A 13,135-nucleotide genomic window follows, 5' to 3' on the forward strand; every position below is an offset into this window, starting at 1 on the left:
TCGCCTGTAATCTCTCTGGCGGCGTTGGGTTCGTCGTCACAGAATCGCGCCTCTCTGAGGCCACCTTTTCAAACCAGCACCTGGTTTTCGGGGAAAAATGAAGTGAATATTATGCCGTTGTACGCCGCACCACAGTATGCGGAACAGGTTATCGACTGGATCTGGCACGCCTTTGGTGACGGGCTGCCCCGGGAATTTTTCCAGAGTATTGTTGAGCACAGTCAGACGCCGGGCGCATTACCACTGACCTTTATTGCCGTTGAGGGCGAACAGCTTCTCGGTACCGTGGGGCTCTGGCGCTGCGATCTCATTACCCGTCAGGATCTTTATCCCTGGCTGGCGGCACTGTATGTGGATGAAACGGCGCGAGGAAAAGGGCTGGCGGGGCAACTTCAGCAGCATGTCATCGCCTGTGCCGCGCGTATCGGGTATACCGAGCTACACCTTTGGTCTGCCTGCCGTGACTTCTACGAACGTTACGGCTGGCAGTACATCGGCGATGGGCTGGAATACCCGGATAAAATGGTACACCTTTATCGCTATTCGTTAGATGTCTCAGCGGGTTGTACCACGGAGTGACGGCGTACTAAGGTTGGACTGAACAGATGCGTAATATCCGGTGGCTGGCGTTTTTCCGCCAGTGCCAGCGCCAGCTCCGCAGCCTGCGTTGCCATCGTGACAATCGGGTAGCGGACGGTGGTCAGGCGAGGGCGTACGTAGCGTGAAACCAGCACATCATCGAAGCCAATAAGGGAAATTTCCGCCGGAACCTCAATCCCGTTGTCATTTAACACCCCCATTGCGCCAGCGGCCATCGAGTCGTTATAGCTGGCAACTGCGGTAAAATTCCGCCCGCGCCCCAGCAGCTCCGTCATTGCCTGTTCGCCACCGCTTTCGTCTGGTTCACCATACGCGACCAGGCGGTCATTGCACGGCAGACCGTTTTCACGCAGGGCATCGTAGTAGCCCCGCAGACGGTCTTCCGCGTCGGAAATAGAATGGTTAGAGCAGAGATAGCCGATACGGGTATGGCCTTGTTGAATCAGATGGCGGGTGGCAAGCCAGGCACCGTAGTGGTCGTCGAGTGCCACGCAGCGTTTCTCAAACCCGGGAATAATACGGTTGATTAATACCATACCGGGGATTTGTTTCATCAGATGAATCAGTTCGTCATCGGGGAGCATTTTGGCGTGGACAACCAGCGCAGCGCAGCGGTGGCGGATCAACTGCTCAATGGCCTGACGTTCTTTTTGTTCATTATGGTAGCCATTGCCGATCAGCAAAAAATTGCCTGTCTGATAAGAAACCTGTTCAACGGCCTTAACCATTGCGCCGAAAAAAGGGTCAGAGACATCGCCCACTACCAGCCCGATGGTGTCTGTCGACTGCTGAGCAAGCGCACGGGCGTTAGCATTGGGGTGGTAGTTCAGGGTTTCCATCGCGTTCTGTACTGCCTGGCGTGATGCGTCACTGGCTTTTGGGGAGTCGTTTATCACGCGTGAAACAGTCGCAACGGAAACACCAGCCAGACGAGCTACATCCTTAATTGTCGCCATTTAATACCTTCTTAGTAGGGGTAAGCGTTTACACACTCGCTAGTGTTGCGGAAAAGTAATGTGCATTCAAGGGGAGTGGGTTTTCACAATCGACAAACGTGACGCAGAACACCCCCGGCAGTGTAAGCGTTACACGGGTAACCATGTCAAAATAATGTCAATCCGAACCTTTAGTTACACTTTGCCTCAGGCTGTTGCGATTGTCTGATAGCGAGAATGACGATGGGATTGATAGAGTCGAGATCCCAGAGGTATTGATTGGTGAGAATTCTTAGTACGCATCTCGTACTCATCTCTTGCACCAACCTGCGCGGATGCGCAGGTTTTTTTTCGTCCTGTTTTAGCTATCGCTCCTGCTGCACTTCTCGTGTAATCTGCCACCATTTAACGTAGCCCTTCACACTGGTTGGCAAAGGGAGTTGAGATGCTTTTTGGGTTCTTCCGTATACTTTTCCGTATTCTCTTTCGTATCCGTGTCACTGGCGATGCTCAGACGCTTCGCGGCGAACGCATACTCATCACACCTAACCATGTTTCTTTTATCGACGGCATTTTACTGGCGCTGTTTCTGCCCGTGCGCCCGGTGTTTGTGGTCTATACCTCAATCAGCCAGCGGTGGTTTATGCGCTGGCTGGCACCGTTGATTGATTTTGTGCCGCTCGACCCGACAAAACCGATGATGATCAAACATCTTGTGCGCCTGGTTGAGCAGGGGCGTCCGGTGGTGATTTTCCCGGAAGGGCGTATTTCGGTAAGCGGTTCGCTGATGAAAATCTACGACGGCGCGGGGTTTGTCGCGGCGAAGTCAAAAGCAACCGTCGTGCCGCTGCGTATTGAAGGTGCGGAGCTTAGCCATTTCGGTCGCCTGAAAGGGCTGGTGAAACAGCGCCTGTTCCCGAAAATTACCCTGCATATTCTGCCGCCAACGTCACTGCCGATGCCTGAAGCGCCGCGTGCGCGCGATCGCCGTAAAATCGCCGGTGAAATGCTGCATCAGATTATGATGGAAGCGCGTATGGCCGTTCGCCCGCGTGAAACGCTGTATGAATCTCTGCTGTCGGCACAATATCGCTATGGCGCGAAGAAAAACTGTATTGAAGACATCAACTTTACGCCAGATACCTATCGCAAGCTGCTGACCAAAACACTGTTTGTGGGCCGTATTCTTGAGAAATACAGCAAGAAGGGCGAAAAGATTGGCCTGATGCTGCCTAATGCGGGGATCAGCGCGGCAGTGATTTTCGGCGCGGTTTCTCGTGGCCGTATTCCGGCGATGATGAACTACACGGCAGGTGTTAAAGGGCTGACCAGCGCCATCACTGCGGCACAAATCAACACTGTCTTCACCTCCCGCCAGTTCCTGGACAAAGGCAAGCTGTGGCACTTGCCGGAGCAACTGACCCAGGTTCGCTGGGTCTTCCTTGAAGATCTGAAAGCGGACGTTACGACGGGTGACAAGCTGTGGATTTTTGCTCATCTGATGATGCCTCGTCTGGCACAGGTTAAACAGCAGCCGGAAGATGACGCGATTATCCTCTTTACCTCCGGCTCTGAAGGCAACCCAAAAGGGGTTGTTCACAGCCATAAGAGCATTCTGGCAAACGTAGAGCAGATCAAAACCATTGCTGACTTTACGGCGAATGACCGTTTTATGTCGGCGCTGCCGTTGTTCCACTCCTTTGGCCTGACGGTCGGTCTCTTTACTCCGCTCCTGACTGGCGCAGAAGTGTTCCTGTATCCAAGCCCGCTGCATTACCGCATTGTGCCGGAGCTGGTGTATGACCGTAACTGCACCGTGTTGTTCGGGACGTCAACCTTCCTCGGTAACTATGCTCGTTTTGCCAATCCGTATGACTTCTACCGCGTGCGGTATGTGGTGGCCGGAGCGGAAAAACTGCAGGACAGCACGCGTCAGATTTGGCAGGACAAGTTTGGCCTGCGTATTCTGGAAGGTTATGGCGTCACAGAGTGCGCACCCGTGGTATCCATTAACGTGCCGATGGCGGCGAAACCGGGCACGGTTGGCCGCATTCTGCCGGGGATGGACGCGCGCCTGCTGGCGGTACCGGGCATTGAGGATGGCGGGCGTCTGCAGTTGAAAGGGCCAAACGTGATGAACGGTTATCTGCGGGTGGAAAACCCGGGCGTGCTGGAAGCGCCGACGGCAGAAAACGTTAACGGGGAAATTGAGACAGGCTGGTATGACACGGGCGATATTGTTCGCTTCGACGAGCAGGGCTTCGTGCAAATCCAGGGGCGGGCAAAACGCTTCGCCAAAATTGCCGGTGAAATGGTTTCTCTGGAGATGGTTGAACTGCTGGCGACGGCGGTATCCGCCGACAAACTGCATGCGACGGTTGTGAAGAGCGATGCCAGCAAAGGTGAGGCACTGGTGCTTTTCACCACCGACAGCGAGCTTAAACGTGACAAGTTGCTGCAATATGCGCGCGAGCACGGCATCCCTGAGCTGGCGGTGCCGCGTGATATTCGCTACCTCAAACAGCTTCCGGTGTTGGGTAGCGGTAAGCCCGACTTTGTGACCCTGAAAGGCATGGTTGAACAGGCGGAACAGCAAAATGCGTGAGTCAGTACACACTAACACTTCACTCTGGTCAAAGGGCATGATGGCGGTGATTGCCGCCCAGTTTCTCTCTGCTTTTGGTGACAACGCCCTGCTGTTTGCTACCCTGGCGCTGTTGAAAGCCGAGTTTTACCCCGACTGGAGCCAGCCGATCCTCCAGATGGTGTTTGTGGGTGCTTACATTATTTTTGCGCCGTTTGTGGGGCAGGTGGCGGACAGCTTCCCGAAAGGCCGGGTGATGATGTTTGCTAACGGCCTGAAGCTGCTGGGCGCGGCCAGTATCTGTTTTGGCTTCAACCCGTTTATCGGCTACACGCTGGTGGGCGTTGGCGCTGCGGCTTACTCCCCGGCGAAGTATGGCATCCTGGGGGAGCTGACGACCGGTGATAAGCTGGTGAAAGCTAACGGTCTGATGGAGTCTTCCACTATCGCGGCGATCCTGCTCGGCTCTGTCGCGGGGGGCGTGCTGGCTGACTGGCACGTGCTGGTGGCGCTGGGCGTTTGTGCGGTGGTGTATGGCGGGGCGGTCATTGCCAACCTGTTTATCCCGAAACTACCGGTAGCACGTCCTGGTCAGTCCTGGCGTTTTACGCCGATGACCGGCAGCTTTTTCAACGCCTGCCGTGTATTGTGGCGTAACGGTGAAACGCGTTTCTCGCTGATGGGCACCAGTATGTTCTGGGGGGCGGGTGTCACGCTGCGCTTCCTGCTGGTACTGTGGGTACCGGTGGCGCTGGGCATCACCGACAATGCCACACCGACCTATCTTAATGCGATGGTGGCTATTGGGATCGTCGTTGGTGCGGTAGCGGCGGCAAGGCTGGTGACGCTGGATACCGTTGCCCGCTGCATGCCGGCGGGGATCCTTATTGGAGTGGTGGTACTTCTTTTCTCGCTGCAACACGCGCTACTGCCCACGTACGCACTGTTGATCCTGATTGGTATCCTGGGCGGTTTCTTCGTGGTGCCGCTGAATGCGCTGTTACAGGAGCGTGGAAAGCAGACCGTCGGGGCGGGTAATGCCATTGCTGTGCAGAACCTCGGCGAAAACATGGCCATGCTGTTGATGCTGGGGCTTTATTCTCTGGCAGTGAAAGTGGGTGTGCCAGTGGTAGGCATTGGCGTCGGGTTCGGGGCGCTGTTTGCGCTGGCGATTGCCGGATTGTGGGTCTGGCAGCGTCGCCGTTGATATGTGCGGCCTGATGCCCTCACCCTAACCCTCTCCCCAAAGGGGCGAGGGAATGATGCGCTGCCCACATTAATTTGTGGGGAACCCTCAGCAAAAACGGCAACAGAGTTGCCGTTTTGCGTTTATTACGGGGCCGGATAGGTATAAACCTGATGCACCGCTTCAATCTCCGCTAACACCTCTTCGCTCAGGTTCAGATGGAAACTCTCGATGTTGGTTTTCAACTGTTCCATTGTTGTCGCACCCAGCAGGGTGCTGGCAACAAACGGCTGACGGCGCACGAAGGCCAGTGCCATCTGTGCGGGATCAAGACCGTGACGCTTCGCGATATCAACGTAGGCTGCAACGGCTTTCTGGGTCTGCTCACCACTGTATCGGGTGAAGCGGCTGAAGAGGGTGTTACGCGCACCGGCAGGTTTCGCGCCGTTCAGGTATTTCCCCGTGAGTGTACCAAAGCCCAGGCATGAGTAAGCGAGCAACGGCACTTCTTCATACTGTGTCACTTCGGCCAGACCCACTTCGTAGCTGCGGTTCAGCAGACTATAGGGGTTCTGGATAGTGGCGATGCGCGGCAGATCGTGCTTATCTGCCAGGTGCAGATAACGCATCACGCCAAAGGCCGTTTCGTTAGAGACACCAATGTAGCGGATCTTACCCGCACGCTGGCACTCCGTCAGCGCTTCCAGTGTTTCCAGCAGGGTCACGACCGGTGCGCTCTCATTCCAGCTGTAGCCGAGCTTACCGAAGCAGTTGGTTGGACGCTGCGGCCAGTGAACCTGGTAGAGATCGAGATAATCGGTTTGCAGGCGCTTCAGGCTGGCATCCAGCGCGGCGCGGATATTCTTGCGATCGAGGATCTGATTTGGACGGATCCCGGCATCGTTGTTGCGCGCGGGGCCGCTGACTTTCGAGGCCACAATCAGCTTTTCGCGGTTACCGCGTTTTGCCAGCCAGTTACCCACGTAGGTTTCGGTTAACCCCTGCGTCTCCGGGCGTGGAGGTACGGGATACATCTCTGCAACATCAATCAGGTTAATCCCCTGGCTGACGGCATAATCGAGTTGTGCATGGGCATCGGCTTCGCTGTTTTGTTCACCAAATGTCATCGTGCCCAACCCCAGTTGACTTATCTCCAGAGCGCTGTGGGGGATACGGTGATAAAGCATAGTCGACTTCCTTCAATAGACATGTAGATACGTCATCCATCAAGCTGACTTGCTGTCCTGATGCAACTTGAATGATTTTGTGTACAGACCGCGTCAGGAACCTCCCGACAAAGGAATATAAACATGGCAGAGGGGAAGCAAAAGGGGAAGGAAAAAATCAAAAAGGCCAGCAAGCCACTGACCTTTATCTGTTTATCGCTCGATAATTTGCGAAACTTCGTCACGGTTGATTTGCATTTTATTGCCTTCCTGGTCGCGGTAGCTCACCAGTCCGGTATCATCGTCGACTTCGGGTTTGCCGTCGGTCAGGATCATCCTGCCATCCTTCGTCGCCATAACGTAATCGCTGCTACAGCCCGATACTGCAAACGCTAAACCGACTGCTGAAATTAACACTGCCCATTTTTTCATCGTTATCGTCCTCACCTGGCTTGTATCACATCATAGTGTAGTAATAACCCGATATTCCGACAGGAGGAAGCAGTAAAATCTTAAAAACCAGCTAATTGTGTTTAATAGCTCTCAAACTTCGTTAAAAACTATGTTTTTAGTAAAAAATGGCGTGCGAGCAGCGCACCGGTGAAATTCTTTTTAAGATAAAAGCCGCGTGGCAAGGTCAGTATCGGTTCTCCCTGTGCGCCTATCGCCTCGGTGAGCGCTTTACTGTTGGCCGCTTTCGGACGCAGCTGTAACACTTCACCGTGTCGGGCGGTGATGCGCTCTACATGACCCAGCACGATCATATCCATCAGCTCTTCCCAGTCCTGGCATAGCTGTCTCTCTTCGCTCTCATCCGGGCTCCAGAGCAGCGGTGTGCCCACGCGACGTTCAGCCAGTGGGATCTGGCGTTCACCTTCTACCGGTACCCATAGCACTCGCTTCAGCTTATGGCGAACGTGGCTGGTTTCCCACGTTACGCCGGTATTGCCGGTTAACGGTGCGACACAAACAAAGGTGGTTTCCAGCGGTTTCCCCTGGCTGTCGACAGGAATGGTTTTCAGCTCGACACCCAGAGCGGCAAAATCTTGCTCTGGCTTACTCCCCGCACTTGCACCCAGCCACAGCTCCAGCAACATGCCGATCCAGCCTTTATCCCGCTTCAGATCGTTAGGGATCGGCAAACCTGCCAGTGCCGCCAGGTCGCCGAGCGAAAAGCCAGCGAGACGCTGTGCCTGGTCCAGCAGTTGGGTTTCGCTGGAAGGGGGAGAAAGTAAGGGTGCAAGCGGGTGCATGAAGGTAACCTTTTGATTAAAAAATGAACTAAGAAATTATCCCCTGTGGATAGAGTTTAACTTTTTCTGTACGAATATGCCATGTGCATGATTTATAGGTTGTTTTGGATGACGAAAATTCTTCCTGTACAGCCAGAAAACAGGTTGTCCAAATCTGGTCACTGACAATAAACAGGATCTTACACCATGTTATCCACAGAAAAGTGGGATAACTGGGAATAACCCGTACTACTGTTTCAATTTACAGCCTTGACGTGCGATGAAAATCGAATTTTCAGACAATTTGTGCCTAACTTATTGGCACAATCTGTGGATAAAACCGACGCTGTTCGATCTTTCATCAGTATGACGATCGCTGATGTGATGATCATCACGTTATTACGTTTTATGGCGATGGGATTAAGGTTAACGTGATGAAAATAATAATATTATTTTTATGGGGATACGCGGCGTTCTGAACGGGGATTCAGGTTGTTCATCGGTAATTCCATACTTCTTCACAACTATATCCACAGAAAAGGTGAATAAAATTGCCCTTACGGCAACTCATCTGTTTATAACTCAGCGTATATTTGTGAGTTATTCAAATGTTATTAGGTTGCAGGCCTGTAAGAGAGTGGTTTACCGCCTCTCTGTAGTGTGAAACAATCGTTCATATATAAGGTTTAGTTTGGGGTAGTCCGGTGATTGATGACGATGGCTACCGCCCGAACGTAGGAATAGTAATTTGTAATCGTCAGGGCCAGGTCATGTGGGCCCGACGATATGGTCAGCACTCCTGGCAGTTCCCGCAAGGCGGGATCAACCCGGGAGAGTCCCCAGAACAAGCGATGTACCGGGAGCTGTTTGAAGAGGTCGGTTTAAGCCGAAAAGATGTTCGCATTCTGGCTTCGACCCGCAACTGGTTGCGTTACAAGTTACCGAAACGTTTGGTGCGTTGGGACACAAAGCCGGTTTGTATCGGCCAGAAACAAAAGTGGTTTCTATTGCAGTTGGTGGGCAACGATTCAGATATCAATATGCAAACCAGCAGTACGCCGGAGTTTGATGGCTGGCGTTGGGTGAGCTATTGGTATCCTGTTCGTCAGGTCGTGTCATTTAAGCGCGATGTTTACCGTAGGGTGATGAAAGAGTTCGCAAGTGTTGTTATGCAGCTTCAGGAGATCCCACCTAAGCCGCAAAGCGCACCTGCCTGGCGACGTAAAAGAGGTTAAGCTACGCAAATCATGCTCACCCGCTTGCGAGAAATAGTCGAGAAGGTGGCCAGTGCGCCTCGTTTGAACGAGGCGTTGAATATTCTGGTCACTGACATCTGTCTTGCGATGGAGACCGAAGTCTGTTCGGTGTATCTGGCCGACCATGACCGGCGCTGTTATTATCTGATGGCGACCCGTGGTTTGAAAAAACCTCGGGGCCGTACCGTTACGCTCGCGTTTGATGAAGGTATCGTGGGTCTGGTGGGGCGGCTTGCAGAGCCCATCAACCTTGCGGACGCGCAAAAACACCCCAGCTTTAAATACATCCCTTCCGTAAAAGAAGAGCGTTTCCGCGCATTCCTGGGCGTGCCGATCATTCAGCGTCGTCAGTTGCTGGGTGTTCTCGTTGTTCAGCAGCGAGAACTGCGTCAGTACGACGAAAGCGAAGAGTCTTTCCTCGTGACGCTGGCCACGCAGATGGCCGCGATCCTCTCCCAGTCTCAGTTGGCTGCACTCTTTGGTCAGTATCGTCATACGCGCATTCGTGCACTTCCGGCGTCTCCGGGCGTGGCGATTGCCGAAGGCTGGATGGATGCCACGCTGCCATTGATGGAGCAGGTTTACGAAGCCTCCACGCTTGATGAAGCGCTTGAGCGCGAGCGCCTTACTACCGCGCTGGAAGAGGCGGCGAACGAGTTTCGTCGTTACAGCAAGCGTTTTGCGGCGGGAGCGCAAAAAGAGACGGCGGCCATTTTTGACCTCTACTCGCACCTGCTTTCCGACGCGCGTCTGCGCCGTGAGCTTTTTGCTGAAGTTGATAAAGGCTTCGTAGCGGAATGGGCCGTTAAAAAGGTCATCGAAAAGTTTGCTGAGCAATTTGCCGCACTGACCGATGGTTACCTGAAAGAGCGTGCCGGGGATTTACGCACCCTGGGGCAGCGTCTGCTGTTCCACCTCGATGATACCATTCAGGGGGCGAATGCCTGGCCAAAACGGTTTATCCTGGTTGCCGATGAACTCTCGGCGACAACGCTGGCTGAGCTACCGCAGGATCGGCTGGCGGGCGTAGTGGTGCGTGATGGCGCAGCCAACTCCCATGCGGCCATTATGGTACGTGCTCTCGGTATTCCTACCGTGATGGGCGCTGATATCCAGCCGTCGGTGCTGCACCGACGCACCCTGGTGGTGGACGGGTATCGCGGTGAGCTGTTGGTCGATCCTGAGCCGGCTCTGCTCCAGGAATACCAGCGCCTGATCAGTGAAGAAAATGAATTAAGTAAGCTGGCGGAAGATGACGTCAACCTGCCCGCGCAGCTCAAAAGCGGCGAGCGGATCAAAGTTATGCTTAACGCCGGTTTAAGCCCCGAGCACGAAGAAAAACTCGGTAGCCGCATCGACGGTATCGGTTTATATCGCACAGAAATCCCGTTCATGCTGCAAAGCGGCTTCCCGTCAGAAGAAGAGCAGGTTGCGCAGTATCAGGGGATGCTGCAGATGTTTAACGACAAACCTGTCACGCTGCGTACTCTGGATGTCGGAGCCGATAAACAGCTGCCGTACATGCCTATCAGCGAAGAAAACCCGTGCCTGGGCTGGCGTGGGATCCGCATTACGCTCGATCAACCGGAGATCTTCCTGGTTCAGGTGCGTGCCATGATGCGCGCGAATGCGGCGACGGGCAATCTGAGCATCCTGCTGCCGATGGTCACCAGTATTGATGAGATCGATGAGGCTCGGCGGTTGATCGAACGTGCAGGGCGCGAAGTTGAAGAGATGATTGGCTATGCGATCCCTAAACCACGGATCGGCGTCATGCTCGAAGTGCCTTCAATGGTCTTTATGTTGCCGCAGCTGGCGAGCCGGGTCGATTTTATCTCTGTCGGGACTAACGACCTGACGCAGTATATGCTGGCTGTTGATCGTAACAACACACGCGTTGCCAGTATCTATGACAGCCTGCACCCGGCGATGCTTCGGGCATTAGCGATGATCGCTCGTGAAGCGGAACAGTGCGGTCTCGACCTGCGCCTGTGCGGTGAAATGGCCGGAGATTCAATGTGCGTTGCGATCCTGATTGGTCTGGGGTTCCGCCATTTATCCATGAACGGCCGTTCTGTTGCGCGAGTGAAATACCTGTTACGTCATATCGAATTTGACGATGCCCGCGAGCTGGCGGAGCGCAGTCTTGAAGCCCAGCTGGCTACTGAGGTTCGCCACCAGGTCGCTGCTTTTATGGAGCGACGCGGCATGGGTGGTTTGATCCGTGGCGGTCGTTAGTCTGTCCGTCTCCCTCTCGCTGTGGGAGAGGCAACACGCAGCACCATCCTCTATACACATCTTTTACATCTCAGGCGCATCCTCAGCGCCTGCCTTATGCTATGATTCGCAACTTTGGAGCTTCTGCTAACAACAGAAGCGCATGTCTACCGCTGTCCACTTTCAGCGGAATAACAACATCTTGTGGTGACAGATGAACAGTGGTTATCTGCATTTTCCGGAATTCGATCCGGTCATTTTTTCTGTTGGACCTGTAGCGCTTCACTGGTACGGCCTGATGTACCTGGTGGGTTTCATTTTTGCTATGTGGCTGGCTGGCCGTCGCGCTGGTCGTCCGGGTAGCGGCTGGACGAAAAACGAAGTAGAAAACCTGCTGTATGCGGGCTTCCTCGGCGTATTCCTCGGTGGCCGTATTGGGTACGTTTTGTTCTATAACTTCCCGGTGTTCCTGAGCGATCCGCTCTATCTGTTCCGCGTCTGGGATGGCGGTATGTCCTTCCACGGCGGCCTGATTGGCGTGATCCTGGTCATGGTGATTTTTGCCAAACGTACCAAACGCAACTTCTTCCAGGTCTCTGATTTTATTGCTCCGCTGATCCCATTTGGTCTTGGTGCGGGTCGTCTGGGCAACTTCATTAATGGCGAACTGTGGGGGCGTGTCGATCCGAGCGTTTCCTTCACTATGCTGTTCCCTGGCTCCCGCGCAGAGGACATGGCACTGTTACCATCTCACCCTGAGTGGCAATCCATCTTCGATACCTACGGCGTTCTGCCGCGCCATATGTCCCAGCTTTATGAGCTGGTACTGGAAGGCGTGGTGCTGTTTATCATCCTGAATCTGTTTATCCGCAAACCGCGTCCAATGGGGGCTGTCTCCGGCCTGTTCCTGATTGGCTACGGTGCGTTCCGTATCATCGTCGAGTTCTTCCGCCAGCCGGATGCGCAGTTTACTGGCGAGTGGGTTCAGTACATCAGTATGGGGCAGATCCTCTCCATTCCGATGATCGTAGCGGGTGTCATTATGATGATTTGGGCGTATCGTCGTCGCTCACAGCAACAACTTTCCTGAGGAACCATGAAACAGTATCTTGAATTGATGAAAAAAGTGCTCGATGAGGGCACGCCGAAAAATGACCGTACCGGCACCGGCACGCTCTCCATTTTTGGCCACCAGATGCGCTTCAATCTGCAAGAAGGCTTCCCACTGGTGACGACAAAGCGCTGCCACCTGCGCTCGATCATTCATGAACTGCTCTGGTTCCTGCAAGGCGATACCAACGTTGCTTATCTGCATGAAAACAATGTCTCTATCTGGGACGAATGGGCAGATGAAAACGGTAACCTGGGCCCGGTTTACGGTAAGCAATGGCGTGCATGGCCAACGCCTGATGGCCGCCATATTGACCAGATCACCACCGTGATGAACCAGCTGAAAAACGACCCGGACTCGCGCCGTATTATCGTTTCTGCCTGGAACGTGGGTGAACTGGATAAAATGGCGCTGGCACCGTGCCATGCGTTCTTCCAGTTTTATGTGGCTGACGGCAAACTCTCTTGCCAGCTCTATCAGCGCTCCTGCGACGTGTTCCTCGGCTTGCCGTTTAACATTGCCAGCTATGCGTTGCTGGTTCATATGATGGCACAGCAGTGTGACCTGGAAGTGGGTGATTTTGTCTGGACGGGTGGCGATACCCACCTGTACAGCAACCACATGGAACAGACGCATCTTCAGCTGACCCGCGAACCGCGCGCACTGCCGAAGCTGGTTATCAAACGTAAGCCGGAATCGATCTTCGATTACCGCTTTGATGATTTTGAAATTGAAGGATACGACCCGCATCCTGGCATCAAAGCGCCCGTTGCTATCTGATACGGCAAATACTCACACAACCGGTGCTTTTTAGCGCCGGTTTTTTTTCGCCTCTGCTTTGTTTTTCG

At 53.9% G+C, this 13,135-nt stretch carries 11 protein-coding genes; 7 read left to right on the forward strand and 4 right to left on the reverse strand.

Annotated elements, in window-relative coordinates:
• The first annotated feature begins 102 nt into the window (after positions 1-102).
• A complete protein-coding gene (locus tag ACHHZ6_RS17175) occupies positions 103-579 on the forward strand; it encodes a GNAT family N-acetyltransferase (protein ID WP_395122796.1) in 477 nt (158 codons plus the stop codon).
• On the opposite strand, the gene galR is transcribed toward ACHHZ6_RS17175, so the two are convergent.
• The gene (gene galR / locus ACHHZ6_RS17180) at positions 540-1,556 is read right to left on the reverse strand and encodes an HTH-type transcriptional regulator GalR (RefSeq protein WP_182272515.1); all 1,017 of its coding nucleotides are present in this window, start codon (positions 1,554-1,556) and stop codon (positions 540-542) included. The two genes, ACHHZ6_RS17175 and galR, sit on opposite strands and share 40 nt — an antisense overlap.
• Before the next feature lie 424 nt (positions 1,557-1,980).
• Between galR and aas the strand changes: the two genes are divergently transcribed.
• Positions 1,981-4,140, forward strand: coding sequence for a bifunctional acyl-ACP--phospholipid O-acyltransferase/long-chain-fatty-acid--ACP ligase (aas, locus tag ACHHZ6_RS17185; RefSeq protein WP_395122777.1), 2,160 nt, complete (start codon positions 1,981-1,983; stop codon positions 4,138-4,140).
• On the forward strand, positions 4,133-5,326 hold the full coding sequence (lplT, locus tag ACHHZ6_RS17190) for a lysophospholipid transporter LplT (RefSeq protein ID WP_182918888.1): 1,194 nt from the start codon (positions 4,133-4,135) through the stop codon (positions 5,324-5,326). The genes aas and lplT overlap by 8 nt, the downstream gene beginning before the upstream one ends.
• Before the next feature lie 125 nt (positions 5,327-5,451).
• Here the strand turns inward: lplT and ACHHZ6_RS17195 are convergent, their stop codons facing one another.
• From ACHHZ6_RS17195 to mutH, 3 genes are all read right to left on the reverse strand, one after another.
• Positions 5,452-6,492: an NADP(H)-dependent aldo-keto reductase gene (locus ACHHZ6_RS17195; protein WP_395122778.1), complete on the reverse strand. Its 1,041-nt coding sequence runs from the start codon at positions 6,490-6,492 to the stop codon at positions 5,452-5,454.
• 192 nt (positions 6,493-6,684) lie between these two features.
• Entirely contained in the window at positions 6,685-6,903 is a 219-nt protein-coding gene (locus tag ACHHZ6_RS17200; RefSeq protein WP_114978579.1) for a YgdI/YgdR family lipoprotein, read from the reverse strand.
• A 128-nt stretch (positions 6,904-7,031) separates the two neighbouring features.
• On the reverse strand, positions 7,032-7,724 hold the full coding sequence (mutH, locus tag ACHHZ6_RS17205; protein ID WP_182272511.1) for a DNA mismatch repair endonuclease MutH: 693 nt from the start codon (positions 7,722-7,724) through the stop codon (positions 7,032-7,034).
• Between the two features lie 683 nt (positions 7,725-8,407).
• On the opposite strand from mutH, the gene rppH reads away from it, so the two are divergent.
• From rppH to thyA, 4 genes are all read left to right on the forward strand, one after another.
• Positions 8,408-8,938 carry an RNA pyrophosphohydrolase gene (rppH, locus tag ACHHZ6_RS17210; protein ID WP_013098553.1) on the forward strand — a complete coding sequence of 177 codons (531 nt, stop codon included), beginning with the start codon at positions 8,408-8,410 and terminating at the stop codon, positions 8,936-8,938.
• Between the two features lie 12 nt (positions 8,939-8,950).
• Positions 8,951-11,197: a phosphoenolpyruvate--protein phosphotransferase gene (ptsP, locus tag ACHHZ6_RS17215; protein WP_182272510.1), complete on the forward strand. Its 2,247-nt coding sequence runs from the start codon at positions 8,951-8,953 to the stop codon at positions 11,195-11,197.
• Positions 11,198-11,390: 193 nt separating this feature from the next.
• Positions 11,391-12,266, forward strand: coding sequence for a prolipoprotein diacylglyceryl transferase (gene lgt, locus ACHHZ6_RS17220; protein ID WP_182272509.1), 876 nt, complete (start codon positions 11,391-11,393; stop codon positions 12,264-12,266).
• Positions 12,267-12,272: 6 nt separating this feature from the next.
• Positions 12,273-13,067, forward strand: coding sequence for a thymidylate synthase (gene thyA, locus ACHHZ6_RS17225; RefSeq protein WP_061097204.1), 795 nt, complete (start codon positions 12,273-12,275; stop codon positions 13,065-13,067).
• Positions 13,068-13,135 lie beyond the last annotated feature (68 nt).

It is taken from the genome of Enterobacter cloacae complex sp. 2024EL-00214, from assembly GCF_043945575.1.
Lineage (GTDB): Bacteria > Pseudomonadota > Gammaproteobacteria > Enterobacterales > Enterobacteriaceae > Enterobacter > Enterobacter cloacae_P.